The organism is Streptomyces sp. NPDC001828, assembly GCF_042892175.1.
Classification (GTDB): Bacteria; Actinomycetota; Actinomycetes; order Streptomycetales; family Streptomycetaceae; genus Streptomyces.
In genome coordinates, this window is record NZ_JBIATV010000018.1 from 23,114 (window position 1) to 45,774 (window position 22,661).

At 68.1% G+C, this 22,661-nt stretch carries 21 protein-coding genes and 6 pseudogenes; 13 read left to right on the plus strand and 14 right to left on the minus strand.

From position 1 onward, the window contains the following. Nucleotides 1-3: 3 nt before the first annotated feature. A pseudogene (locus tag ACFYZA_RS36390) lies at nucleotides 4-148 on the minus strand (IS5/IS1182 family transposase); the annotation flags it as partial. 400 nt (nucleotides 149-548) lie between these two features. Here ACFYZA_RS36390 and ACFYZA_RS36395 point away from each other — a divergent pair. The 3 genes from ACFYZA_RS36395 (at nucleotide 549) to ACFYZA_RS36405 (ending at nucleotide 2,213) form a co-directional block, all read left to right on the plus strand. Continuing rightward, nucleotides 549-1,001, plus strand: coding sequence for a lamin tail domain-containing protein (locus ACFYZA_RS36395; protein WP_388494685.1), 453 nt, complete (start codon nucleotides 549-551; stop codon nucleotides 999-1,001). A gap of 191 nt (nucleotides 1,002-1,192) precedes the next feature. Beyond that, nucleotides 1,193-1,738, plus strand: coding sequence for a hypothetical protein (locus ACFYZA_RS36400; protein WP_388494686.1), 546 nt, complete (start codon nucleotides 1,193-1,195; stop codon nucleotides 1,736-1,738). Continuing rightward, on the plus strand, nucleotides 1,731-2,213 hold the full coding sequence (locus ACFYZA_RS36405; RefSeq protein WP_345554478.1) for a hypothetical protein: 483 nt from the start codon (nucleotides 1,731-1,733) through the stop codon (nucleotides 2,211-2,213). The genes ACFYZA_RS36400 and ACFYZA_RS36405 overlap by 8 nt, the downstream gene beginning before the upstream one ends. Here the strand turns inward: ACFYZA_RS36405 and ACFYZA_RS36410 are convergent. Beyond that, entirely contained in the window at nucleotides 2,206-3,408 is a 1,203-nt protein-coding gene (locus ACFYZA_RS36410; RefSeq protein ID WP_388494687.1) for an IS110 family transposase, read from the minus strand. The genes ACFYZA_RS36405 and ACFYZA_RS36410 overlap by 8 nt on opposite strands. A gap of 284 nt (nucleotides 3,409-3,692) precedes the next feature. On the opposite strand from ACFYZA_RS36410, the gene ACFYZA_RS36415 reads away from it, so the two are divergent. Next, nucleotides 3,693-4,112 carry a transposase gene (locus tag ACFYZA_RS36415; RefSeq protein ID WP_388494688.1) on the plus strand — a complete coding sequence of 140 codons (420 nt, stop codon included), beginning with the start codon at nucleotides 3,693-3,695 and terminating at the stop codon, nucleotides 4,110-4,112. Between the two features lie 703 nt (nucleotides 4,113-4,815). Continuing rightward, complete coding sequence (locus tag ACFYZA_RS36420; protein WP_388494779.1) at nucleotides 4,816-5,301, plus strand: DUF6193 family natural product biosynthesis protein; 486 nt, start codon at nucleotides 4,816-4,818, stop codon at nucleotides 5,299-5,301. 1,640 nt (nucleotides 5,302-6,941) lie between these two features. Here the strand turns inward: ACFYZA_RS36420 and ACFYZA_RS36425 are convergent. Genes ACFYZA_RS36425 through ACFYZA_RS36435 form a run of 3 tightly spaced genes read right to left on the minus strand, consistent with a single transcriptional unit; the run spans nucleotide 6,942 to nucleotide 8,478 of the window. Next, on the minus strand, nucleotides 6,942-7,271 hold the full coding sequence (locus ACFYZA_RS36425; RefSeq protein ID WP_388494689.1) for an Asp23/Gls24 family envelope stress response protein: 330 nt from the start codon (nucleotides 7,269-7,271) through the stop codon (nucleotides 6,942-6,944). Next, nucleotides 7,268-7,891, minus strand: a complete 624-nt coding sequence (locus ACFYZA_RS36430) for an Asp23/Gls24 family envelope stress response protein (protein WP_388494690.1) — start codon at nucleotides 7,889-7,891, stop codon at nucleotides 7,268-7,270. Before ACFYZA_RS36430 ends, ACFYZA_RS36425 begins: the two co-directional genes overlap by 4 nt. Then, nucleotides 7,888-8,478 (minus strand): RNA polymerase sigma factor, encoded by a 591-nt coding sequence (locus ACFYZA_RS36435; protein ID WP_382600307.1) that lies wholly within the window; start codon nucleotides 8,476-8,478, stop codon nucleotides 7,888-7,890. Before ACFYZA_RS36435 ends, ACFYZA_RS36430 begins: the two co-directional genes overlap by 4 nt. A gap of 305 nt (nucleotides 8,479-8,783) precedes the next feature. Here ACFYZA_RS36435 and ACFYZA_RS36440 point away from each other — a divergent pair, with 305 nt between their 5' ends. From ACFYZA_RS36440 to ACFYZA_RS36460, 5 genes are all read left to right on the plus strand, one after another. Then, the gene (locus ACFYZA_RS36440) at nucleotides 8,784-9,290 is read left to right on the plus strand and encodes an Asp23/Gls24 family envelope stress response protein (protein ID WP_382600305.1); all 507 of its coding nucleotides are present in this window, start codon (nucleotides 8,784-8,786) and stop codon (nucleotides 9,288-9,290) included. 72 nt (nucleotides 9,291-9,362) lie between these two features. Continuing rightward, nucleotides 9,363-9,548 carry a hypothetical protein gene (locus ACFYZA_RS36445; RefSeq protein ID WP_382600304.1) on the plus strand — a complete coding sequence of 62 codons (186 nt, stop codon included), beginning with the start codon at nucleotides 9,363-9,365 and terminating at the stop codon, nucleotides 9,546-9,548. Next, a complete protein-coding gene (locus ACFYZA_RS36450; RefSeq protein WP_388494691.1) occupies nucleotides 9,545-10,489 on the plus strand; it encodes a DUF6286 domain-containing protein in 945 nt (314 codons plus the stop codon). The genes ACFYZA_RS36445 and ACFYZA_RS36450 overlap by 4 nt, the downstream gene beginning before the upstream one ends. Next, nucleotides 10,486-11,067: a hypothetical protein gene (locus ACFYZA_RS36455; RefSeq protein WP_388494692.1), complete on the plus strand. Its 582-nt coding sequence runs from the start codon at nucleotides 10,486-10,488 to the stop codon at nucleotides 11,065-11,067. Before ACFYZA_RS36450 ends, ACFYZA_RS36455 begins: the two co-directional genes overlap by 4 nt. Then, nucleotides 11,057-12,001, plus strand: a complete 945-nt coding sequence (locus ACFYZA_RS36460) for a YihY/virulence factor BrkB family protein (protein WP_388494693.1) — start codon at nucleotides 11,057-11,059, stop codon at nucleotides 11,999-12,001. Before ACFYZA_RS36455 ends, ACFYZA_RS36460 begins: the two co-directional genes overlap by 11 nt. A 288-nt stretch (nucleotides 12,002-12,289) precedes the next feature. On the opposite strand, the pseudogene ACFYZA_RS36465 reads toward ACFYZA_RS36460, so the two are convergent. Further along, nucleotides 12,290-13,206, minus strand: a pseudogene (locus ACFYZA_RS36465) (IS701 family transposase); the annotation flags it as partial. A 183-nt stretch (nucleotides 13,207-13,389) separates the two neighbouring features. On the opposite strand from ACFYZA_RS36465, the gene ACFYZA_RS36470 reads away from it, so the two are divergent. Together ACFYZA_RS36470 and ACFYZA_RS36475 are read left to right on the plus strand one after the other, a co-directional pair. Beyond that, on the plus strand, nucleotides 13,390-13,542 hold the full coding sequence (locus ACFYZA_RS36470) for a hypothetical protein (RefSeq protein WP_388494694.1): 153 nt from the start codon (nucleotides 13,390-13,392) through the stop codon (nucleotides 13,540-13,542). Nucleotides 13,543-13,733: 191 nt separating this feature from the next. Further along, the gene (locus ACFYZA_RS36475) at nucleotides 13,734-13,889 is read left to right on the plus strand and encodes a hypothetical protein (RefSeq protein WP_388494695.1); all 156 of its coding nucleotides are present in this window, start codon (nucleotides 13,734-13,736) and stop codon (nucleotides 13,887-13,889) included. A 103-nt stretch (nucleotides 13,890-13,992) separates the two neighbouring features. On the opposite strand, the pseudogene ACFYZA_RS36480 reads toward ACFYZA_RS36475, so the two are convergent. From ACFYZA_RS36480 to ACFYZA_RS36490, 3 genes and pseudogenes are all read right to left on the minus strand, one after another. Next, nucleotides 13,993-14,465, minus strand: a pseudogene (locus tag ACFYZA_RS36480) (IS5 family transposase); the annotation flags it as partial. Then, nucleotides 14,466-14,897 (minus strand): annotated as a pseudogene (locus tag ACFYZA_RS36485) (aldo/keto reductase); the annotation flags it as partial. It lies immediately after the preceding pseudogene. Nucleotides 14,898-14,951: 54 nt separating this feature from the next. Beyond that, the gene (locus ACFYZA_RS36490; protein ID WP_388494696.1) at nucleotides 14,952-15,524 is read right to left on the minus strand and encodes a TetR/AcrR family transcriptional regulator; all 573 of its coding nucleotides are present in this window, start codon (nucleotides 15,522-15,524) and stop codon (nucleotides 14,952-14,954) included. Between the two features lie 84 nt (nucleotides 15,525-15,608). On the opposite strand from ACFYZA_RS36490, the gene ACFYZA_RS36495 reads away from it, so the two are divergent. After that, nucleotides 15,609-16,559 (plus strand): NADP-dependent oxidoreductase, encoded by a 951-nt coding sequence (locus ACFYZA_RS36495; RefSeq protein ID WP_388494697.1) that lies wholly within the window; start codon nucleotides 15,609-15,611, stop codon nucleotides 16,557-16,559. Between the two features lie 156 nt (nucleotides 16,560-16,715). On the opposite strand, the gene ACFYZA_RS36500 is transcribed toward ACFYZA_RS36495, so the two are convergent. The 5 genes and pseudogenes from ACFYZA_RS36500 to ACFYZA_RS36520 all read right to left on the minus strand — a co-directional run bounded on the left by ACFYZA_RS36500 (nucleotide 16,716) and on the right by ACFYZA_RS36520 (nucleotide 22,510). Continuing rightward, nucleotides 16,716-17,201 (minus strand): peroxiredoxin, encoded by a 486-nt coding sequence (locus ACFYZA_RS36500; protein ID WP_388494698.1) that lies wholly within the window; start codon nucleotides 17,199-17,201, stop codon nucleotides 16,716-16,718. Nucleotides 17,202-17,303: 102 nt separating this feature from the next. Next, nucleotides 17,304-17,438, minus strand: a pseudogene (locus tag ACFYZA_RS36505) (fasciclin domain-containing protein); the annotation flags it as partial. 1,994 nt (nucleotides 17,439-19,432) lie between these two features. Then, a pseudogene (locus ACFYZA_RS36510) lies at nucleotides 19,433-19,918 on the minus strand (dipeptidase); the annotation flags it as partial. A 322-nt stretch (nucleotides 19,919-20,240) separates the two neighbouring features. Then, nucleotides 20,241-21,185, minus strand: a complete 945-nt coding sequence (locus ACFYZA_RS36515) for a hypothetical protein (protein ID WP_388494699.1) — start codon at nucleotides 21,183-21,185, stop codon at nucleotides 20,241-20,243. 59 nt (nucleotides 21,186-21,244) lie between these two features. Beyond that, complete coding sequence (locus ACFYZA_RS36520) at nucleotides 21,245-22,510, minus strand: hypothetical protein (protein ID WP_388494700.1); 1,266 nt, start codon at nucleotides 22,508-22,510, stop codon at nucleotides 21,245-21,247. Nucleotides 22,511-22,661: the final 151 nt, after the last annotated feature.

Below are 22,661 nucleotides of genomic sequence, written 5' to 3' on the forward strand. Positions count from 1 at the left end.
AGTTCACGGCCGGAGCCAAAGGCGGACTGCTGCTGCGGTGACGGTGCCGTGGAAGACATAGGCTCGCTTGTCGTAACGGGTCGCGACAGCGCGGGTGTTCTTGAGGCGGTTGATGGTCCAACTCGACCTCGTTGCGGCGCCGGTAGCGGTCGGGACAGCACCTGGATTCTCGTCCACCTCTCCAGTCACGTTGAGGCCACGGACAACGCTCGCCATCAACCTCCTGTAGCAGGCCAGCACAGTACCTCCTGACTGAGGGGTGTGATCCGGTCACCGCTACCGGCCCCCTGGCAACGATGACCGTCAGCTGCCTTTTCCTGATCTCACCGCGCTCCGCTTGGGAAGTGCGGCCGATCTTTCACGCCGAGGCGTGTGCGCTGTGGCCGTCGCGGATGTGTGAAGTTCCGTGTTTGGTCACGCGTTGCATTTCGCCACTTGTAGCGAGTGTTCCGGGGCCATGGTGTAGGTGTCCGGCCGAACCAGTGCCGGACTCTCGTACCAACCGGCACTCCCTGTAGTCGTGTTGATGCTGTGAACTGGGCGTTTTCATGTCTTCTCGCACCATCACCCGCATCGCCGCCCGTGGCCTCGCTGCCACCGGCCTCGCCGCCGCGGCCGCCATTCCTGCCTCCGCCGCAGCAAAGCCACCGGTACCCCGCTCACCGATCGTGCTCGGCGCGATCCAGTACGACAGCCCCGGGCGCGAAGACGGCTCGCAGCGCAGCCTCAACGCGGAGTGGGTCACCGTCACCAACACCGGCCGCGGCGCCGTCAACTTGAAGGGCTGGACCCTCACTGGCCCGTCCCGCCACACCTACACGTTCCACAACCTGCGCCTCCGCCCACCAGTTGGTGCGGGTCCACACCGGGATCGGCCGCGAGACCGGACGCGACGTGTACCAGGACCCCCGCGACTACGTGTGGAACAGCACCGGCGACACCGCCACCCTGCGCGACACCACCAGCACATCGTCGCCGCGAAGTCCTGGGGACGCCGCTGACCGCTTCAGCGATGATTTGAGCTGTGGAGGCCGGAACCCCGCGGGGGCCTTATGTGTTTGATCAAGGGGAACGGGGGTGGGTCGGTGGGCCGGGCTGTGAACGGTCAGCGATTTCGGCTCTGGCCGCAGTTCCGTGAATCCCCAGGTCGGCGGAGTGAGCGAGGGATCGTTTCGGCTGAGTATGTCCCGGCATGGCAAGCAAGACGGTCGAGGCTGTGCTGTTTCCCGGGATCGATGTGCGAGTGGAGTGCGTCAGCGATTCCTCCGACGTCCTGGTGGTGGAGGCGGCATCCACCGTTCGACCCGGCCGGTGGCCAGACTGCCGGGAACAGGCAAGGCGCGTACGCATGTACCAACGCGACCTGAATGAAAGGCCATTGGGATCTCGCCAGGTCGTGTTCCGGCTGCAGGTCCGCCGGTTCTTCTGTGACATGAAGAGCTGTTCCCGCAAGATGTTCGTCGAACAGGTGCCGGGCCTGTCCGAGCCGCATCGCCGCTCCAGCGCCGGGCTGGCAGGCTGGCTCCGGTCGTTCGCGATCGAGCTCGGCGGCCGTCCTGCCGCGCGGCTGTGCCGCCGCCTGCGGCTGGCCGCCGCGGGCGGGACCCGGCTGCTCGGGCTGTTGACGGCGCCGACGGTGCCGGCCCGTGCGCCGCGGGTGCGGGGGGGCCTATGGGTTTCGTCAAGGGAATTGGGCTGCGTTTCGGTGAGTGGCAAGGCAGCATGGCGTGATGCCTGACCTGCTGTGGGATGACGTCAAGAGCTTCTTTGCTCCCGAGTTGATGGGGTCGCTGCCGGACGTCCGCGTCCCGGATACCTCGGTGGAGGACTGGCAGGCGGTGCTTGATCTCGTTCGGTCGCAGGGGTGGTCGTGCGAGTACTCGGAGGACGGTGCTGTGGTCCGGCTGCCGAGGGCTGCGGAGATGCTGGCCCGGGGTGAGGGTGCCGATGCGTTGCTGAGGGTCTGGCCGGTTCCTGGATTCCTGGTGATCTTTCGGGCGTATGAGGCTGGCTCGATCGACTTCGACGTTGATCTTCGGGAGTTGCAGGGTCAGCACGGCGTGGATGTGCTGTGCCGTCTGCTGCGGGCAATCGGGCGTCGGCTCGGCAAGCCGGTGTTGCTGAGCCCGGAGTCTGATCCGCTCCACCCGGTTCTCGGCTTCGGCGTCGAGGCCGACCGTGTGGTGCTGCTGGGTGGCCCGCAGGTCATGTGACCGCGGCTGGCTGCGGCTCGTAGAAGGTGCCGTCGCGAAGCATTGCGAAGAGGACGTCGGCTCGTCGTCTGGCGAGGCAGAGGAGGGCTTGGGTGTGGTGCTTGCCCTGCTTGATCTTCTTGTCGTAGTAGGCCCTGGAGGCGGGGTCGGCCAGGGCGGCGAACGCGGAGAGGAAGAACGCCCTTTTGAGCTGCTTGTTTCCGCGGCGGGAGGGTTGTTCTCCGCGGATCGAGGAGCCCGAGCTGCGGGTGGCGGGAGCAAGGCCGGCGTAGGAGGCGAGGTGGGCGGCGCTCGGGAATGCGCTGCCGTCGCCGACGTCGATGAGGATCCTGGCTCCGGTCCTGACGCCGATCCCCGGCATGGACGTCAGGACTTTGGAGAGAGGGTGGGTCTCCAGCAGCTCCTCGATCCTGGTGGCCAGGAGTTTGCGCTGGTAGAGGACGGCGCTGAGGGAAGTGGCGAGGCTGGGCACGATGAGGGCGGCTGCGTCGGTGCCGGGAACGACCACGGTCTGCTCGTCCATAGCGGTGAAGATGTCCTCGACCAGGCGCTCGGCCATCCGCGGGGCCTTCGGACGTATGAGGGTGGTCAGCCGTCGGCGGCCGGCCTTGCGGATCTGGGCTGGGGCTCCGAACCGTTCCAGCAGCATCAGGACGGCTGGGTGCTGGATGCGCGGGCCCACAACTCGCTCCAGGTGCGGGTGAATCTGGGTCAGCAGCCCGCGGAGCCGGTTCGCGATCCGGGTGGCCTCACCCGCTAGGTCGTCGTCGAAGCCCACGATCATCTCCAGCTCGGCGATGGTCTCGTCTTCGAGCTCGATGGCGCGAAGGGTGTGCGGCATCGCCCGGGCCGCGTCCGCGATTATGAACGCGTCCCTCGCATCGGTCTTGGCCTCGCCGGGATAGAGATCGGCGATCCGCCGCATCGTCAGCCCGGGCAGGTAGGCGACCTTGCAGCCCGCGTCGCGGGCCACGGCCAGTGGCAGGGCGCCGATCGAGGCGGGCTGGTCGACCACGACGAGTACAGTGTCGTGCTTCGCGATCAGCTTGGCGAACACCTCGCGGAGCTTGGGTTCGCTGTTGGGCAGCCGCTTGTCGAGGGCTTTCTTCCCGGCCGGGGTCAGCGCGGTGGCGTGGTGTTCGCCCTTGCCGACGTCCAGGCCGAGGAAGGCGCCGATGTCACTGGTGTCGATCACGTGCACTCTCCGGTCGTACGTCCCCGGCCCTACCTGCGGCACCAGCTGCCGGCATCCACATTACGAAGAGCCTCCCAACTTCCCGAAGGAGTCGGTGGTCATGCCCCTAATCAGCGGTCTGCCAGTGCCTCCGGGAGCGGTGACACCACCCCCCAGATCATGCGAGCTACAGGGGGGAACAGTCATGCCGTCCAAGAGGCCGGGCACCCCATTGCGGGGCTGATCAACAAGGTAATGGGGGGGGTGGACGAGTTCGCCTTCCGTAGGGCTGCACCTACGGCAATGTGCTGGTCGACGTCGAGGCCGGCCAGGTCGTGGACGTGCTGCCCGACCGCACCTGCGAGACGTTCGCGGCCTGGCTCACCGAGCATCCCGGTGCGGAGATCATCTGCAGGGACCGGGCCACCGCCTACACCGTGGCGGTCAGGGAAGCCGCCCCTCATGCCCTGGAAGTCGCTGATCGCCGGCACCTGTTGTGGAACCTGTCCGCCGCGGTGGAGAAGACCTGCCACCAGCACCGCGACTGCCTGCGCAAACGCGCCGAGGAGGAGACGGTGACCGGGGTGCCGGAGCCACCCCCGATGCTGTTACCGCCCGCGGAGCTGCCCCGCACCCAGATCATCGAGCGCACCCGTCACGCTACAAGGACATCCACCGCCTGCTGGAGGAGCGCTGGACGATCAGCGCCATTGCGCGCCGTCTGAACCTCGATCGCAAGACCGTGCGCCGCTTTCGCGACACCGGCCTCGATGAGCTGTTGACCTCCGCCCGCGAGCGTCGCTCCAACGGCGTGCTGGAGCCGTTCAAGGCGTACCTCAACGCGCGCTTCATCGAAGCCCAGGGCCAGGTCGGCGGCACCCGACTCTTCCTGGAGATCCCGGCTCGCGGCTACCTCGGCAGCCGCCAGGTCGTCCGCAGACACCTCGCCGCCCTTCGTGCGCGGGCACCGCCGAACCGGTCCGGGCCGACATTCCAAGTCCTCGCAAAACACCTCGTGGATCATGCGGCCCCGGGAGACGCTGACCGAAAGCCAGGACAAGCGACTCCCTCAACTCGGGCTCGCCTGACCGGACATCACCCGGGCCTGCGACCTCGCCCGAGCGTTCGCCGACATGGTCCGCCACCAGCGCGGACACCTGCTGCCGAAGTGGATCCGGGCGGCCGAGCAGGACGCACCGAAACCCATGAAAGGCTTCGCCGGCTTCCTCCGCCAGGACCTCGACGCAGTGACTGCTGGTCTGACCCTGCCATGGAGCTCCGGGGTCGGCGAAGGACACGTAAACCGGGTGGAGACGCTAAGCGAGCTATGTACGGCCGAGCCTCGTTCCGACTCCTCCGGACGCGCGTTCTCACCCGGCCATGATCTTCCTTATCAGAGCACCGCTTTCAGGCAACGGCCGCGACACTATGACAGTGGACACGAATGACGAGACCTGCGATCAACAGTTGCCCCTACCTCCAAGACCGCTTCTGCCAGACATAGCTGCAGCACGCAGTCGCGGGCCGGCTGACGTTGTCGAGGCTCATTGGCAGTCTCTACGACTCAGCTGGCAGTGGATCCATGCAGTACATCAGATCCGCAGGCCCGGGAGCCCCTATCCGGGCATCGTTCGGCTGTTGGAAGCTGCCGCCGCTCAACCACGACTCCGGCGGCTGTATCCGTTCACCAGCCACTTCGCCCTGTTCTTCAGCAGCTCCACCAGCTACCCCTGGACTGTGCAGGCCGGATCGATCGAGCCCTTGCACAACGGCCGGTTCACGGTACGCCGACGCAGTCCTTCCGTCGTGATCGGCGAAGTCGAGACCGCCGAAGAGGCTGTGGCCCTGCTGCTTGAACTCCTGCCAGCCGTCCCCGAGCCCGTCATCACTGCCTCCGCGGACGAGCACGCGTGACGGTGTGTGGCCACGCCCGTCGATATCAGCACCCCGCAGCCTCTACTCAAGATCATTTACGATGAAGCGGCCTGAGCCGTTTTCAAGGATCGCCATCAAACCGCCCGCCGATGCCCCACCAAACGTCGCACCCCAACAACCCGCCAACTGGAACCCCAGACGTCAGACGGACAACCCCTGAACCCGTCTCAGCCCACAAAACCCAACCGACCAGCACAAATGCGGATCGCCCCTCACGACACCGTGAGTGGTCCGGGCGGGGGCTCCTGCGGCAGACGGGCAGAGGGGCGTACGGTCGAGAAGCACTCGGGGAGTTCGCACGGTGGACTGGACTTCTGCCTCCTGGCAGAGGCAGGAAGCAGGCGCGATCGCTGGAAGGCGACCGCACCCAGCATGGGCCAAGACCTCGCCCCTGGGCCGGTGCCAATCGGGACCAGGTCGACGCCGTCCGCCGGGAGAGCGGGCTCGGGGTCGGGCACCATCCAGTCGTACTCGCCATGCGTTGGGGCGAGTGGCTCAGGTGCTCGGCGGTGGTGAAGGGGGTGTGAGTGGGAAGTTGACTGGAGACCCCGACGGGCAGTTGACGGCCAGACAGTTCCTGCCTGTTGTGGGACGGCCTCCGCCAGGTCACGGACTGCGCGGCGGCGGCCGTCAGCGCGAGGAGGTGGGCTCCCCTCCGCACACTCCTCGCGTCACCCGTCCTCAGCGGTGCCCGGGGCCGGGGGAGAGGAGCATCGGCTCGACTGCTGCTCCGTCGGCCCGCAGCGGTAGAACACGACAACGGCTCCGGCCTGGTGAGGTGCCGGGCCGTGAGTGATGTCTAGCCGATGCCGGTTCGGGCATGCCGGGTCATCTTGAGGGTGGGCAGGTGAGGGCGATCCAGAGGACGAGTGACAACAGGCTCGTCGTGGCTCCGAGAAGTCTGCCCCAAGGGAACTCGGGGGCAGGCGCGCGGAGTTGCTGCTGTTGGGCTGCGTCCTGGGGCTTGGCCGACGGCACGGTGGGGCGGAAGGGCGGAACCTCCCGTGGCTGGGGCTGCGCGACGGAAGTATCGTCCGCAAGTCGGGGGGAGGGGCGTCGGCCATCGGGTGCTACGGGCGGTTCGCCCGCGTGGGCGCCGTTGCGCGCAGGGCGGGGGAGGGAGTGCTGGGCCAGGCCGGCCAGGAACCGACCGTAGGCCTCTTTGCGCCGTCCGCCCGGAGAAGTGCGCCCGGCCTCCCAGGAGCGAACCGTTGCGGGAGTCACTGCGAAGGCGTCGGCGACCTGCCGTGTGGTCAGCCCCCACTGCTCGCGCAGTCGCCGGCGCTCAGCCGGAGCGGGAAGGTCGTGCGTTGTGCCGCGTCGGGAGCGACGGGCGGCGGGGACGGCGAGACGCGAAGTCATCTGATGGTCTGTCATGCAAGTAGGACAAGCTGCCCCGGAGGCTGTGTTGCCCGGCGGGCGGAGTTCACCCGGTTGGCAGTGGCTCAGGCAGGCACGGCGTGCCGGAGACATCGCTGATGTGCCGTCATCGGAGGTCGTCGCGCGTAGGCGGCGGTGATCGATGAGGGGAGCGCGCTCGGCACGACGTGTGCGTTGCGCGACGTGCCCCGGTGCGCGGGTCACCTCGCACCAGGGCGCGTCGTCGCCGGTACGGGGCTTCAGACGATGCCGGTGATCGTCACCTTTACCGCGGCACCGTGGCCGGCGGTGGCGCCGTCCGCCTGGAGATGGGCCAGGATCGCGGAGCGCGTTGCGCGGGTGACGTCGCATGCCCGGTGGCCGGCGAGCGTGACGATCCGTACCTCGATCTCCCACGAGCCGGTTTCTCCAGTGCGGTTGAGCCGCACTCCGGCACCCGGCAGGCCGGCCCGGCGAGGATCCTGGAACGCGGAGCGCAGCCGGCCCGCGATGCCGGGGGTGAGGAAGGCGACGCCGGGCACGTCGCGCACGACCTGAGCGAGGGTGTCGCCGAGGGCGGTCGGGGTCACTGGAGGAAGCCCTTCTCGCTGTCGTCCGGTTCGTCGGCGAAGCCGATGACGCGGACGTCGATGCCGGTGATCTCCAGGCCGAGCCTGCGGTCGGCCGACTCTCCCACGTTCCTGCGGACCTCGTCGGCCAGCGCCGGGAGGCTGGGGGCGGTTATGGGTGCGAGGATGTGGAGGCTGACCGCGACCCGGCCGGGCACGTCCGGCTCAGGAGTGATGCGGCACGAACCGGAGCGGACGCCGGGCACGCGTTCCGCCGCGGCACGCAGGACGCGGGCGGCGGCCGATTCCATGACCCACATGTCTTCGTCCGGAGTGCCCAGGGGGAGCGGGTGTCCGGGGCGCAGCTCCAGGCGGACGACGTCCATCACGCGCTCGGTCAGCGACGCGGGGTCGTAGCCGGACACGTCCTCGGTGTCGTCGCGCAACCGGCGCACAGTTGTCTCGAGCTGCTCCAGCTCGGCAATGGCGGCGGTGCAATCGGGGCAGGCCGCCGTGTGTGAGTCGGCCGCGCCCTCTTCCCAGTCCGTCCAGACCTGGGACAGCAGACGCCCGCACGGCAGGCGCTCGTCGTCCGGTCCGTGCGGAGGGGGTGCGTCGGGCGGATGGATGCGTGTGGTCATCGCCAGGCCCCCAAGGCGTCGGTGAGTTGTCGGCGGGCACGGAAGACGCGGGCGCGGACGGCCTGTTCACTGATGCCGACCGTCTCCGCGATGAACGCGTAGGGCTGTTCGTCCAATTCTCTCAGCACCCAGCATGCGCGCTGCTCGGCCGACAGATCGGCGAGCGCGTGGTGAAGGTCCTCGATTGCGGCACGGCCCTCCGTGATCCGGTCGGGCGCGACACTGTGTTCCGGAGCCGAGATCCGGGACGCGGCCTCCAACTGCGACTGCGGTTTACGGGCGCGCAGGATGTTGAGGCACCGATTGGTGACGATGCGGTAGAGCCAGGTGCCGAAGGACGACTGACCGCGGAACTCCGGAAGCTTGCGCCAAGCGCTGATGAAGGCTTCCTGCACCGCGTCCTCCGCCTCGGCTCGGTCCTCCACCAGCCGGGTGGCCAGCCGGACCAGCGCCGGGGCGTGACGGCGGACCAGCACGGCGAAGGCCTCCTCGTCGCCCTCGCCCGCGCGCACCGCCAGCAGGGCGTCGTCCGGCCCGGCACCCACATCAGGCGCCCAGGTCGGTGTGCGGTTCCCCGCCACAGGCAACTCCCCTCGTCACGATCGCTCTGTTGGTTGGACAACCCGACCGGTCCTTCTGTGACGCACGGGTTCGCGATGCCGTGCGCGCACCCGCAGCCCGGGGCGGTCACACCCAGGTCACAGCACGTTCCCTCATGTGCCCGCAGATGCCCCGCCAACGCACCGGCAAGGGCGTCACCGAGGGCACGACGCTGCCGTACGTGCCGAGAATTTCTCGAAAAGGTCCGTCACAAACGGTGCTCGGCGTTGTCTGACCCAGTGAAAGCATCTCGGCGCCTCTCCGGAGGCGCCCCGGAGACGGGACGAACGCCATGACCACTCAGCAGCTGATCCCCTCGGCGAAGAACACCTCCGCCCCCAAGCAGAGTGCGACGAGCACCGGCACCACCGATGTGTCCCTCGGCAAGGCGGGTGTGGACGAGCCGGCCGCCACGCGCGGCAAGACGTCCATCGCCGATGTCGTCGTCGTCAAGGTGGCGGGCATCGCCGCGCGGGAGATCCCCGGCGTCCACGACATGGGAGGCGGTCTTTCCCGCACGATCGGCGCGGTCCGCGACCGTGTTCCCGGCGGTCGTCCGAACGTCGGCCGGGGCGTGAAGGTCGAGGTGGGTGAGCGACAGACCGCCATCGACCTGGACCTGGTCGTGGAATACGGGGTCTCCATCACGGACGTGGCGTCCGACGTACGCGAGAACGTCATCGCGGCCGTCGAGCGGATCACCGGCCTTGAAGTGGTCGAGGTCAACATCGCCATCAACGACGTGCACCTGCCCGAGGACGACAGTCACGATGCCTCCGTCGAGTCCCGGGTCGAGTAGCCGGATCCGTCGTCGGAGCTCCGGTAGGACGGTCGGGCCCGGTGCGGGCCCTGGGCAGGAGGCAGGGGAGAGATGAGCAGAGCCTTCATCGGAATGGTCGCGGGGATCGCCCTGGCGTTCGCCGGGTACTTCGGGGGCTTCGTCGCCTTCGTGCTGGTCGCAGCCCTCGGCGCGGCCGGATACGCCGCCGGAGCCTGGCTCGACGGCGGCGGGGACCCGCGTGAGCTGCGGGACGTGTTCGAGCGGAGCCGTCGATGACGGCGGCCGCCGGACGCGGGTCGACCACCATCGCGGACAAGGCCGTGCGCAAGATCGCCGAGGGTGCGGCGCGAGAAGCGCTGCCCGATTCGATGGTCAGCAGGCCGAGGGGCTCCGCGACGGTCCAGGGGCGCCGGGCGACCGTGGCCGTGCGGGCCGCCCTGCCCTACCCCGCTCCACTGTCCGACACGGCCCGGCAGATCCAGCGACACGTGGCCGAACGCACCCGGCAGCTCACCGGGCTGGAAATCCCACTGCCCCGGCTGGCCGTCACCGGGCTCGAATCCCACCAGGTGGCTTCCGTACCGCCGGCCAACGAGCCGCAGGGCGCAGGGGCGGCGCAGCGCCGCTGGTGGTCTGCCCGCCGTGTCCCGACGGCCCTCCTGATCCTCGCGGTCGCGACGGGGTGTGCGGCAGTGACCGCCGACGTCATCCGCGTGCACACCACCGGACATGCCGCCGCGCCTTGGCGGGCATACGCCGTGAACTGGCTGGCGGGACACCGGTCCGGCGACCTGGGTACGACCGTCGGCGCGCTCGTCGTCGCCGCCGTCGGCGTATGGCTCCTTGTGCTCGCACTCACCCCGGGGTGCCGTCGTCAGCTGACCCTCCTCACCGCGGGCGGCCCCCGGGAGAGCGTCGCCATCGACCGATCCGCCATGGCCGCACTCGTCAAAGACGCCGTCGGTTCCGTTGACGGAGTCGAAGCGGTACGGGTCAGGGCGGGCCGTCGGCGGTTCACCGTGCGAACCCGACTTGCCTTCGGAGAGCGGGAGACCGCGCTCCGCCAGGCGACCGAGGCCGCCGAACGGACCCTCAACGCCTGCCTTCTGCGCCGGGCCCCCCGGTGCAGGGTCTTCGTGACTCCGGCACCGACCTGGGCGTCCCCTCAACAAGCCGCTGACGACGAGCCGTTCGCCGAGAAGGGCCCCACCGCATGACCGCGCCCCGTACGGCAGTCAACCGCACCGTCCTCGCCGCAGCTGGATTCGCCATGCTGACGGGCGGCGCCTGGCTTGCCACCGCCCAGGACTCGATCGCCGACCGGCTCCCCGCCGGGTGGGCCACCGGCGCCTCCGGAACCGTGCTGCTCAACCGCCGGAGTCTGGCGGAGCTTCGTGATCACACCTGGTGGGTTCCCACCGTCACCACGGCCTCGGCACTCGCCACCGTTCTGCTTGCCTGGTGGCTTCTCGCACAGATCCGTCACCGCCGCCCTCCCCGGCTGCCCTTGGCCGCTGCCGGGGGTCACCTGCGCACCCGCGCTCTCGAAGAGGTACTCGTCGAGAGCGCGGTGGCGCTCGACGGCATCAGCCGGTGCCACGCCCGCGTACACGCGCGCCGGCGGCGTCTGTGCCTGAGCCTGCATGTGTGGCTGGCCCCCGACACCACCCCGGACCAAGTGGTCCAGCAGCTCACCGCCCTCACCCGCGAGGCCGGCCGTGCGGCCGCGCCCTATGAGATCGACACACGCCTGCGCATGAGCCACGTCACCCACCGGGCACACCATGTCCGATAGCGCCCACTCCCTTCCCTCCGCAAGCGGGGACACCAACTCTCATACCGCGTACGGCAGTTGGTGGCCGGCGCTACGCCGTACGCCGGTGGCCATGTGGAACGACGACATCACCGACTACGCGGCAGCCCTGACCTACTACGCCATCCTGGCCGTCCTGCCGACCCTGCTCGTGACGGCCCTGGCGTTCGGGCTCATCAGCCCACCGGCCGCCGAGCAGTTCATCGCCGGGATCACTCACTATGCTCCGGGCCAGTCCGGCACCGAGCTCCACGGCCTGCTGGCCCGCACGGCGCAAGAACAGTCCGCCGCCTGGACGCTGGTCGCCGCGGGCCTCACCAGCGCGGTCTGGTCCTCGTGCAGCTACCTCGCGGTCTTCCGCCGCGCCCTGCACGCCATGCACCGCATCCCCGACAGGCGCTCGCCCTGGCGCAAGGCCCACCGCATCGTCGCCACCGCGCTGGTCCTGCTCGCCCTCCTCGGGATCTGCGCACTCGTCCTCATCCTCAGCGGACCCGTCGCCCAGGACGTCGGCCACCTGCTGCACGTCGACAGCGAAGTGCCGCTCGTATGGAGCCTGGTCCGCTGGCCGCTCCTGCTGACCCTGGTCGCCCTGCTCGTGGTCGTGGTCTTCCACACCGGGCCGCCGTCCGCCCACCGACGCCGCAACAGCCTGCCCGGTGGAATGCTGGCGGCAGCCCTGTGGTTGACCGTCTCCGCCGGATTCGCGCTGTACACGTCCGTCCTGGGCACCTACAGCCGCCTCTACGGCTCCCTCGCCGGGATCGTCGTCTTCCTGATCTGGCTCTGGCTGTCCAACCTCGCGCTGCTCACCGGCGCGCAGTTCACCGCCGAGCTTCAAAGGGAAGACCTTACGAAACACTCCGCCCGCGCTCACGCAGCAATTCCCTCAACTTCGCAATTCCGAGGAGAGTGACCTGGAAAGGTACTCCTGCCGGATCACGCCTGCCGTCGCGCGAGACCCTGAAGGGATGGCTCCAGACGGGCAGCGCGGCCAATGCCAGACGATGAGCGTCCCTGGCGATCAGCCCCACCCGACACGGCCGGCTACTGAACTCCCCAGGCCGACAAGCCATTTGGCTTCGAGGCACGCACCCAGATAACGGCCCGCCTGGTCCGACACCCAACACCCCCGGCTCCGCCCGTGGACGATATACCTGATGGCACAGGCTTTGGGTGCTAGTACGACAGCTGTAGATCGTGATCATGGTTGAGCTGCTGCTTGTCGCTGGTAGTGGCTGTCGCGAGCTCGGGCTTGGTGGCATCCTCGGGCTTGGTGGCATCGTCGCCAGTGGGACCAGCGGAGGCGGTGCGCTGCAGCGTGGGCGGGCCGCACGATCAGAGTGTTGAACAGGTGCGCGATCCCTTTGCTGGTCAAGGGGATCAGTCCATCTGGTGCGGGCCGGTGAGTGCGATCGTCTGCGGTCGCGACGGCGAGGAAGGCATGCGCGAGGATGACCCAGCGGTGCCAGGACGTCCACCGGCGTACTTGGTGTTCGTCCAGTCCGGTCAGTTCCTTTCCGGTCTGGAAGGTCTCCTCGACTGTCCACCTGCGCCCGGCTACCCGTACGAGCATGGTCAGTGGCACGGCATTGGGTGAATAGCAGCGATAGAAGGCGAGTTCGCGGCTCGCCGGTTGCGGCGGACCAGGAGTTGGTGGTGTCCGGGGCGGTCGCCGGCGATGTGGACCACGGCCCAGTCGTAGAAGCGGTGGCCCTTCGCGCCGGTCCCAGCAGAGAGCTTCTGCCAGGCCCGTTTGGGCATCCCCTTGACCAGCGCGGTCGCCCGCAGCTTTCCTCCCTTCGTGGCGATCTGGTGGTCGCGGGCGACCGCAAGGACGTAGCCGACCTCGCACTGTTCCAGCGCGGTGCGAAGGGTCGGGTTGCCGCCGTAGACCTCGTCGCCGGCGACCCATCGCGCCGGGACGCCGGAGTCCAGGGTGCGGGCGATCATCTGTGCGGCCAGAGCGGGCTTGGTGGCGAAGCCGACATCGGCGGGGATGCCGGCTGACGCGCACCGCTGGCGGTCCTCGGTTCAGGAGCGCGGGATGTAGAGCTCCCGGTCGATGGCGGCCTGTCCGGCCTGCGCGGAGTAGACGAGGTAGACCGCGACCTGGGCGTTCCCGGCCTACCGCGACCCCGCTCCGAGGCGTTCGCGCAGTGGTGCGACCACCTGGCCCGCACCCTGTGCCGGCCGCAGGATCCGAACCTGATCGGCTACTTCCTCGTCGACGCGCCGGCGAGGGCACGGCACCCGGCCGGCGCCGGCTACCCGCCCGGCGAGCTCGGGGAGGCCTACTACCGGGTGTCGGCTGAGGCCATCCGCCGTCACGACCCGAATCACCTGATCTTCGGTGACCGCTACGGGACGCGGGCCGGGATCCCGGAACCGGTGCTCGACGCGGCCGCCGCCCACGTGGACGTGCTGAGCCTGCAGAGCTTCCCGGCCGTCGACTAAACGGCAATCGACGCCGTCGCCGACCGGTTCGACGTGTGGCACGAACGCACGGGGCTGCCGATCCTCCTCGCTGACACGGGCAACTGGTGCCCGACGGCCATGAGCCCTGCACGCTCCGGATCCGCGCGCGACCAGGCCGAACGCGGCCGGGGCTACCGAATGATCGCCGACACGTTCGCAGCCCACCCGTGGTGCCTCGGCTGGCACTGGTGCAGTTGCTGGAGAACCCGCACTGCGGCTTCGGGCTCAAAGACCCGTGGGACGAGCCGTACACCGACCTGGTGGCCATCGCCCAGGAGACCAACCAACGCTGGAGAGACGCGATCGCACCTGCGGCGCTCGAATGATCCCGCTGCCCCATGGCACGATCTGCTGCGATCCGCTCGACTCGCGCGATGTAGCAGCGGGCAAGGGCCGGGAAGCCCAGCAAGGCGCCAAGGCCTATTTTGGCTATCGGCGGGACCAGATGAGGATGGCGGCAAGGTGGAGTGCGGCCTGGTAGGCGATGGCGAGTTGTCGGTGCGCATGGCTAGGCCGCCGCGCCACTGTTTCAAGCGGCCGATGCACCGCTCAACGGCGTTCCGTTCTTTGTAGGCCTCGGTGTCGAAGCCGGGCGGACGGCCTCCGCGTGAGCCACGTCGTAACCGGTTGCGGATCTGGTCCACCGGCTGCGGGATGACCGCACGGATGTGGCGTTCGCACAGGTGGCAGCGGATCGCGCGGGCGGAGTACGCGCGATCCGCGATCACCGTGTCCGGCCGGGTCCGCAGTCGCCCGGGGCCCGTGCAGGGAACGCGGATCGCGGCCATGACGGTTGTGAATGCGGGTGTGTCGCCGGCCTGCCCGGCGGTCACGACGAGGGCGAGCGGGCGGGCCCGGGCGTCACTGGCGAGGTGGATCTTGGCGCTCAGGCCCTCGCGTGAGCCGACTCTCAGCTCGGCCATCACCGGGGTGACGGTCTCGACGTCGCGGGTCCACAGTGAGTACTCGCTCTGCATCGCGGTGATCGCGTGCACCGCGTGCGCCCGGCGCGGCAGCTCGCCGTCGACCTCGGACAGGCCCAGGTGGCGGACCCTGCCCGCCGTGACCAGCTCGGCCATCGCCCCGACGGTCTCCTCGACGCCCAGCCGTAGCGGCGAGGCGTCGCGGGAGCGCAGCATGGAGTCGCGGGCACCGCGGATGTGGCGTGCCCGGTCGCCGGCGCTGGGGTCGATGCTGAACTTGGTGGCCAGCTGGCCGGGTTCCCGGCGGCCGTGGATGGCCCGGCCCACCAGCACCTCGTCGTGCCCGGTGCCATAGGAGTCGGCGGTGTCCAGGAATGTGATGCCCAGCTCCAGGGCCCGGTTGATGGTGGCCGTTTACCAGACAGCCGGTTCCACGCCTACTTGCGAGGCATGTCAGCGGCCCACTCAGTGAACCGTTGGAGCTGGTGGCGCGACCACGTCGCGCAACTCGGTGGCGGCCTGCACCATGAGTTGAGCAAGGGTGGTGTCCGGCTCGGCCAGCCAGCGGGGCATGGCGCGCCGGTGAATCGCCAGTACGACATCGATGAAGAAGCGTGCTTTTCCGGGCTCGACGCCGCGGCGCTCGAGCGCTGGTGTCAGCGCGTCGGCGATGGCGGAGAGCTTGATCAGATCGCGCTCGGCCAGTGCCGGGTTGGCGGCGATCACCCTTCCCCGGCGCAGCAGGAACTCGCGTGGCCGGAAGATCTCCTCGGCGGATCCCAGCGCGGTCAACAGCGCCTCGATCGGCGCGAGGCCCGGGTCGGCTGCCTCGACCTGGGCGACGAGGTACGTCTCGAGTTCGTTGCCGGCGAAGAGGACTTCCCGCTTGTCGGGGAAGTAGCGATAGAAGGAGCGCTCCTTGAGACCGGCGGCGCCCGCGATCTGCGCAACCGAGGTGCCCTCGAACCCCTGCGTCTCAAAGAGCTCGAGCGCCGCGCGTTCGAGCCGGCCCTGTGCGTCAGATTCCCATCGCGGCATGCCCACCAGGGTACGACAACAGGAGCTGTCATCAGGCTGGTACGGTCGATGACAACAGATGCTGTCATCACTCGGGAGAACGTCATGAAGGCTCTGCAATTCGACCGGTTCGGCTCCCCGGACGTGATCGTGCTCCGCGACGTCTCGCAGCCAGAGCCGGGACCCGGCCAGATCAGGATCGCTGTGCGGGCGTGCGGCCTGACACCGGCCGACTGGCACGTCGTCGACGGTCTCCTCGCCGACCGTCTGCCGCCGCTGCCGCGCGGGCTCGGCCTCGAGGTCGCGGGCATCGTCGACGCGCTCGGCGAAAACGTCACCGGCGTCCAGATCGGTGACCGCGTTTTCGGTCCGGCCGCTTTCGACGGCCCGACGGCCGGCGCCGCCGAGTACGCGCTGATGCCGGCCTGGGCACACATTCCCGAGGACGTCACCGTCGAGCAGGCCGCAGCGCTGCCGATGGCGGCCGAGACGGCATGGCGCGCGCTCGACGACCTCGGCGTCCAGCCGGGTGAGCTGCTGCTCGTCCACGGCGCGGGCACTACCGTGGGCGAGGCGGCGGTGCGGTTCGCGCTGCACCGGGGTATCCGGGTGATCGCCACAGCCGGGCCGACACGGGCGGCCGCCCTGGAAGAGATCGGCGCCCAGGTGACCACCTACGGCGAGGGCGTGGCCGAACGCGTCAGCTCACTGACCTCGGGCGCCGTGGACCGCGCTCTGGACGCCACGCCGACCGGGGGCCGGATCGACCGCGCCGACCAGCCCAGTCCTGCCGGCGGCTCGCTTCCGACCTTGATCGAGCTGACCGGGGATCCCGACCGTGTCCTCACCGTCTCGGACTTCGCCGCCGCAGCCGAACTGGGCGTCCGGATCACCACCGAAATCCGCTACGACCAGATGAATGAGTTCGCCAGGCTCGCCGGCGAAGGCATCCTGGTGGTACCGGTCGCCCGCACCTACCCCCTCGACCAGATCCAGGAAGCGGCCAAGCTCAGCCAATCCCGCCGCCCCGGCGGCAAACTCATGCTCGTCCTGTGATCACCTTGCTGGCTTGGTCCGTTGGTGGCCAAGGCAACTACTGGAGATGAATAGGTACTGCCTGGCCTGGGGCACACGAGAGCGGTCATGCTGTGAACGCCGGAACACTTCTGTCTCTGCAGAGCAGGGCATGTCGTAGCCGCCGCCCGTCCGGTCTCAAGCCGCCTGGAGTCGGACGAGTTCTCGTGTCAGTGCGTCCTCGTTCAGGTAGGTGGCGCCGAGCAGGGTGACGTGCTTCCAGAAGAGCGTTCCGTCGGGGGCGATCAGGAAGACAGCCCGCCGCAGTCCGACCCCGGGGGCGGTGATGCCGAAGGCGCGCGCTACGGAGCGTTCCGTGTCGGCCAGCAAGGGCATGGCGAGCTGGTGTCTGCGGGCGAATGACTCGTGGCTGTCCAGGTTCTGCGGACTGATGGTCCACACGTCGGCACCGCAGTCGGCGAACGTCTCCAGGCCGCTGGAGTATGAGCACAGTTGGCGGGTGCAGACCGGCGTGTCGTCGCCCGGGTAGAAGGCGTGTACCAGGGGACGGCCGCGTTCCGCGCACAGCCGGTACTCGCCGCGCTCGAAGTGTCCCTGGGTCAGGATGCCTCCGGGCAGAGAGAAATCGGGCACGAACTGTCCCTGCTGTGGAATCGCGCCCACAACCGCGCCTCCTTTTTTCACCTGCGTCATCAATGGGAATGGGGGCGGGCCGCGATGCGGCCCGCCCCTGCTCACGACTGCTCAACTTCCCTCATGTTGGGGCTACTTGGGCATGAGGACGGTGTCGATGATGTAGACGGTGGCGTTGGCGGTGGGCACGTTGCCGCAGACCACGTTGGCGCTGTCGTTGACCTTGTACTCGGTGCCCGAGCCGGCCGTGGTGACCTTGCACTTCTCTGAGCGCGATCGATCGAAAGCACTTCGGGATCAGCTGCGCGTTCGTGCAACTCGACCTCGCAGGAGTCTGCGTCAATCTCGACAAACTTGCGAGAGCGCCCCGATCCTGCTTCGGCTTCCCCCGCCTGGCAGTGTCACCGAGCAGGATGTGCAGAGTCAGGGCACCGAAGGGCTGCGTCTCCGGGCTGAATGACCCAGGGATAACAGCAAGCATGTGCCCACCTACGCTGACAAGTGCGGTGTGCAGTGCGGAGCGTGGGGGATGTTCACAACATTGTCGACTCGTTCCAACTGTCCGATGATGTGCCCGATCCGTGCTTCTCCAGAGACAGCGCCGAAGCCTGCAGCTGTAATATGGAGTACCTGAATGACCCTGATCTGCCTGATCTCAAAATTGCGCCCTAAATGAAATGTCATGCCGGATTATAAAAGAGTCTGGCGCGAGGTTTTTATTGCAGACTAGAATCTTCGTCAGTGCGAGTCAAAATACCAGTGACACTATATCGAGACGGTTCCCTTCTCGTCTGAGGAAGTTGAACTTCGGTGAGTGAACCGTCGTAAATCATCCACAATCCGAAACAGGAGTCTTCCTCGTCACGTACGAGTACCTGGACCGAGCGCGGGTCTGGCCACGGCAGCGACTCGAGGTGGGAAAGCAAGCCGCGCCAATTATGTCGAATGAACTGGATAATCCACGCGTAGCACTCTCCAGGTGACGACACACCCCCACCGAACATTGCGTCGTCAATACGGGTGAAGCACTGATGCCACTCACGAGTCTCGTCGGGGCGCGTCAGAGACTCCATCACCCGTTCCGCATCTCGGGCCAACACGATCACTTCAGCATATCTACTCACACGCTTAGTATTGCAGCCCGTTACGCTGTCTCGGCACAATCGAGAATGGCGTCAGATCCCCCCTCGGAGGTCGGCCCCTTGAAGAATGCGTTCAGTCAGCGCTCATGGCCGCCGCGAGGCAGACGCCAACCGGGCGAGCCCCATCCTTCACCGTCGAAGCTGGCTTAAGGCGTCCACAGCAGGTATGCCCGGCGGGGCGTCGTCGACTCGGTCAGCAGTGACTTCACGCCACCAGGCACACCGAGCGGTGCGAAGGCCCAGTCGAGCGCATCAGCTTCGACATCGAACATCCACGCAATCAAGCTCGTCTGCTCAGGGAGAAGGGTCCTTCGGGGGACCACGATGATCTCGCGGACCCGGTCGAGGGCAGCCCCGCTGCAGCCCCTTCGCGGCCGGGCGGAGCGCGTCCTCGTTCATCGGCAGAGGCAGGCGGCGGGCTGCGTTGGAAACGATTACCCCGGCGACGGTCACGTACTCGCCTGGGAGCGAACCGAACCGGTCGGCGAGCGGGTCGGTCTTTGCGCACTTGCCCCGCAGCTTGCCCAGGAGCCGCTTTCCCTGGTCGCTCTTCGCGCTCCCAGGTCAATGTGGTATCAGGGGGAGCCTCTCCCGGGTCGCCCGGTAGCCGTCTGTCGGTACCGCTCAGGATGGCGACAGTTGACCCCGAGTCCGCGCACAACCGAGCGGCTCTCTCGGTTCGCCTCTTCCGTATCTCGAAGTCGTGGCTGTTGAGAAGTTCGGGAAGTCCCCTTCCCAGTAGAGTCGCGGTCCCCCTCCACGGTGATGAAGTGCATCCGGCAGGTCTGGCGGAACCTTTCGTAGTCCTGAGACTTCTGGTCCGCGGCGAAGGTGGCGACCTCAATGAAGACCGGGCCGATACGAACGTCACCGGGCCCCCGGCTGGCCTTCGCAGGCTCCAGCTCGACCGGGAGCCCGCGAGCCACTTCCATCAGGGCGAGTCGAGCCTGCGTCTGAGCGTGAAGAAACCGAGACGGAGTTACGTCGGCAGGCATCGCGCGTGACCGAGTCAAGGCCTGGCATACCCGCTCTCTCCAGGCAGTCGGAGTCGAACTCGGGGGAGGGGGTCGGCCGTGGACGTCTCCGACCCTTTGCTGGACGTCACCAGAGTTCCTGGTCTCACCCCATGTGCCTGTTCATGAGGCGCTGCGTGTTCCTACCGAGGATCTTGAGGATGTCGTCCTCGGCGAGACCGCGCTGCACGGGGGCTTCGGTGACCCGTGGCATCCCGGCAGGGCCCTCCAGGCCGGGGAAGTCGAACATTGGGTCCTCGTCGTCCAGGCTTTCGCAGCAGGGCGGGGTGACGTCGGTCATGACCTCGCGGACGAAGTCCGAGCCGAGCCCGACGGGGTCGATGCCGGCGACCGTGATCACGTGCTCGATGTGGTCGACGATTTGGTCGGCGCTCACCTTCCTCTGGTCGTCGGTGAGGTTGCGGTGGTGGTCGCGCAGCGCGCGGGCGTTGGAGTTGGTGGCGATCAGCGGGCGGGTGGCGAGCTCCAGGACGTGGGCGACGCCGCTCGCGCCGAGGTGGGAGATGTCGCAGAGCAGGCCCAGGCGTTCCATCTCGCGCAGGGCCTCGAGTGGCAGGCGCTCCGCGGTGGCAGCCATCCACGGCGCCGAGCTGGCGGACCACTGCTCCCGCATGACTGCCGATGACTCCATCGCGGTCACGTCGCGGTCAGCGGCCTCGTAGGAGCCGACGCCGACCCCGACGTTCAGCACTGACTGTGCGTCCCCACGGACCTTCGATGCCGTGCCCCTGGAGGCTCTCTTCCTAGATGTCAGCGAAGTTGCGGAACTGGTCGGCGACGCGTTTGCCGACGCGCTCTGACTTTTACTGGGCGAGGTCCCTGGGGCAAGCAGAGTCCGTTACCGCGCTGGTCGCCCAACATCGCACGGAACGCCAAGAATTCAGAGAAAGTTGTTATGGCGCGGGGGGCCTGTCGGCTGATGTGTACAGCATGTCCAGGAGTTGTCTGTGGTGTGTATGGGAGTGCTGCTGGAAGACGCCGGTGGTCAGGCCAGGGCGGCCGGGTGGGGGGCCGGGCAGGGTGGCTGCTGCGCTGGGAGGCTGTCCCAGCGCGCCAGCCAGTCGGCTGAGGGCAGTCAATCTGCCGTGGTCGGTGCCGCCGTAGCCCGGGCCGGCGAGGTCTTCGGCGGTGAGAGTGACAACCGCCGGGTGGTGGTGCAGCCAGGCGGTCTGACGGGCTGAGGCGTGGCCGGGGAAATGGGGGTCGGTCAGGGCGTGGGTGAGTCGGGCGTCCATGGAGGGCAGTGTCATCAGGATGTCCCGGTAGACCAGGTAGGCGGGAATGGTGCCTACGCGTCCGTCTTCGCGGCACAGATGCTGGATCAGGTTGGTGATCCGGTCGCCGGGATCGCGATGGAGGTAGAAGATCGCCGGCTGTCCGGTCGCGGTCCAGTGGCGCAGCAGTCCGCCGTCGACGCGAGTGAGGTCCAGTTCGGGGGTGTACCAGGCGTTTCGGCCGGGGAGCATGCTGATCAGGTGGGCGTCGTCCTGGCGGGCCAGGCGTTCTTCGACAGCCGTGTCGAGCGGTGTGTGAGCGGTGACGGGCTGACCGAGGCGTTTCCACCACACGCGCCACAGGGCCAGGACTGCCTGGTGGTAGGCGTTCTGGAGCCGGATAGTGGTGGTGGGGTCGTGATGGTGGTCCTGCAGAAGCTGTACGGCTTCTTGTTGGCCGTAGGCGGCTTCGAGGAGGGGAAAGACTTCGCCGGGGCGGGCGGGAGCGGGTGACTCGGCGGGTGCGTTCTGGGTGCCGCGGGGGGTGTATCCCAGTGCGGTGATGGCTGGGTGCAGCAGTTCGATACCGCTGCCGGGCGGGGAGACGACGACCAGTTGCTGCATGAGGTTGGTGGGGTTCCTGACGTGGGCAGCTTGGGCCCGGGCGGATCGACGTCGATACGTCAGGCCGGGGCCGGGGCCGGTCGGGGTCCGGGAAGAGCGCCGGCTGGCTGTGTGGCGAGTAGCAGGTCTTCGTACCGGTGGTGGGCGCGCAGCGTGGTGCGGTGTTCCAGCAGGGCAGCGGCTCGCCGGCCTTGGCCGGATTCCGCCAGGGCGCGGGCAAGGGTGTCTTGGACGATCTCCCGTTCCACCCTCACGCCTCCCAGCCGGTCCAGCGCATGGTCCAGTGGCTCCAGCAGGGTTACCGCCTGGGTGTGTTCTCCGGTGCACACGGCCGCCAGAGCTCGTACCACGGGAGCCAGTACCTCCCGGAACACCTCTCGTTCGTCGCGTTCGGCGGTTGCCGCGAGGCGCTGCATGTCCTCCACTGCGCCTTCACAGGCCAGGGCAAGGGCCAGATTGAAGGTGTGCAGAGTGTCGGCCATACCTTTCGGTGAGGCCAGCAATTCACGCACGTGGTCCAGCTCTGATAGACGGGCCGGGCTCTGTCCGGCCAGCAAAAGCCGCCAGTTCGCGGCCGCGCGCATGCCCACATCCGACTGCTGCAGAGCTTCGTCGGCACGCCGACGCGCCTGGGAGAAGTCGCCGCTGGCGATGCACTGCAGCGCGGCATGCCAGTTCAGGTGCCGCATCTGCAGAGCTTCGGGATTGGCCGCCAGCCATCCGTCCATCCGTGCCACCGACTCACCGCCTACCCCCAGATCGTGATCGGCGTGCGCGCGGGCATGGACCGCCACACCTGCACGCGGGAAGAGTGCCAGGGCGTGTTCGGACAGTGCGATGGCCTCATCCGGGCGGCCTTGCTCGGCACGCACCCACGACAGCCACGAAGCCCACGCCCACGACTGTGAGTCCATCAGCTGGTACTGCTGTTCCACAAGTGTCTCGCCTGCCCGCTGCAGAGAGGCATCCCCGCTGGCGTGGAACACTCCCAGCAGCAGACCGGCCACCTCATCGCCGGGGTAGTCGGCGAAATGCCGCACCAAGTGCTCAGCAGCCAGACGATGCTGGCGCAGCGAGGTCAAGAAGATGCCGTAGACAAGACTGGCCGCACGCCCGTTCTCCGCTTTCGCGGCCTCGAACGCGACAGCCATCTCCGCCTTCAGCTCCTCCTCTCCCAACGTGTCCGCTTCCGCACAAGCGAGAAGCGCCCGCGGCACACCTGCATCCGGCCGGTCTGCCACCCACTGCCGCAGCAAGGGAAGGTGACGACCGCTCAGGGCCGCGAACTCCAGCACTGCCTCACTCGGCAGCACCACCTCGGCCACCGCCTTCACCCACCGCAGCCGCAGCAGATGATGCCGCTGTTCCCACAGTGGTTGCGCGGCAGGCTCAGTGGCAGCTGTCCCACATTGGCCACGGCCGTACCGGCGGACGCGGCCGTCGCTCCCCGAGCCTGCGCGTTCCCCACGTTCGTGC

Bases quoted from the DNA above. Each gene is read 5' to 3' on its own strand.
- ACFYZA_RS36440 (WP_382600305.1), top strand. From the start codon at position 8,784: ATGACCACTCAGCAGCTGATCCCCTCGGCGAAGAACACCTCCGCCCCC.
- ACFYZA_RS36420 (WP_388494779.1), top strand. From the start codon at position 4,816: ATGACAGTGGACACGAATGACGAGACCTGCGATCAACAGTTGCCCCTA.
- ACFYZA_RS36395 (WP_388494685.1), top strand. From the start codon at position 549: ATGTCTTCTCGCACCATCACCCGCATCGCCGCCCGTGGCCTCGCTGCC.
- ACFYZA_RS36445 (WP_382600304.1), top strand. From the start codon at position 9,363: ATGAGCAGAGCCTTCATCGGAATGGTCGCGGGGATCGCCCTGGCGTTC.
- ACFYZA_RS36515 (WP_388494699.1), bottom strand. From the start codon at position 21,185: ATGCAGCAACTGGTCGTCGTCTCCCCGCCCGGCAGCGGTATCGAACTG.
- ACFYZA_RS36450 (WP_388494691.1), top strand. From the start codon at position 9,545: ATGACGGCGGCCGCCGGACGCGGGTCGACCACCATCGCGGACAAGGCC.
- ACFYZA_RS36495 (WP_388494697.1), top strand. From the start codon at position 15,609: ATGAAGGCTCTGCAATTCGACCGGTTCGGCTCCCCGGACGTGATCGTG.
- ACFYZA_RS36490 (WP_388494696.1), bottom strand. From the start codon at position 15,524: ATGCCGCGATGGGAATCTGACGCACAGGGCCGGCTCGAACGCGCGGCG.
- ACFYZA_RS36430 (WP_388494690.1), bottom strand. From the start codon at position 7,891: ATGACCACACGCATCCATCCGCCCGACGCACCCCCTCCGCACGGACCG.
- ACFYZA_RS36455 (WP_388494692.1), top strand. From the start codon at position 10,486: ATGACCGCGCCCCGTACGGCAGTCAACCGCACCGTCCTCGCCGCAGCT.
- ACFYZA_RS36400 (WP_388494686.1), top strand. From the start codon at position 1,193: ATGGCAAGCAAGACGGTCGAGGCTGTGCTGTTTCCCGGGATCGATGTG.
- ACFYZA_RS36405 (WP_345554478.1), top strand. From the start codon at position 1,731: ATGCCTGACCTGCTGTGGGATGACGTCAAGAGCTTCTTTGCTCCCGAG.
- ACFYZA_RS36460 (WP_388494693.1), top strand. From the start codon at position 11,057: ATGTCCGATAGCGCCCACTCCCTTCCCTCCGCAAGCGGGGACACCAAC.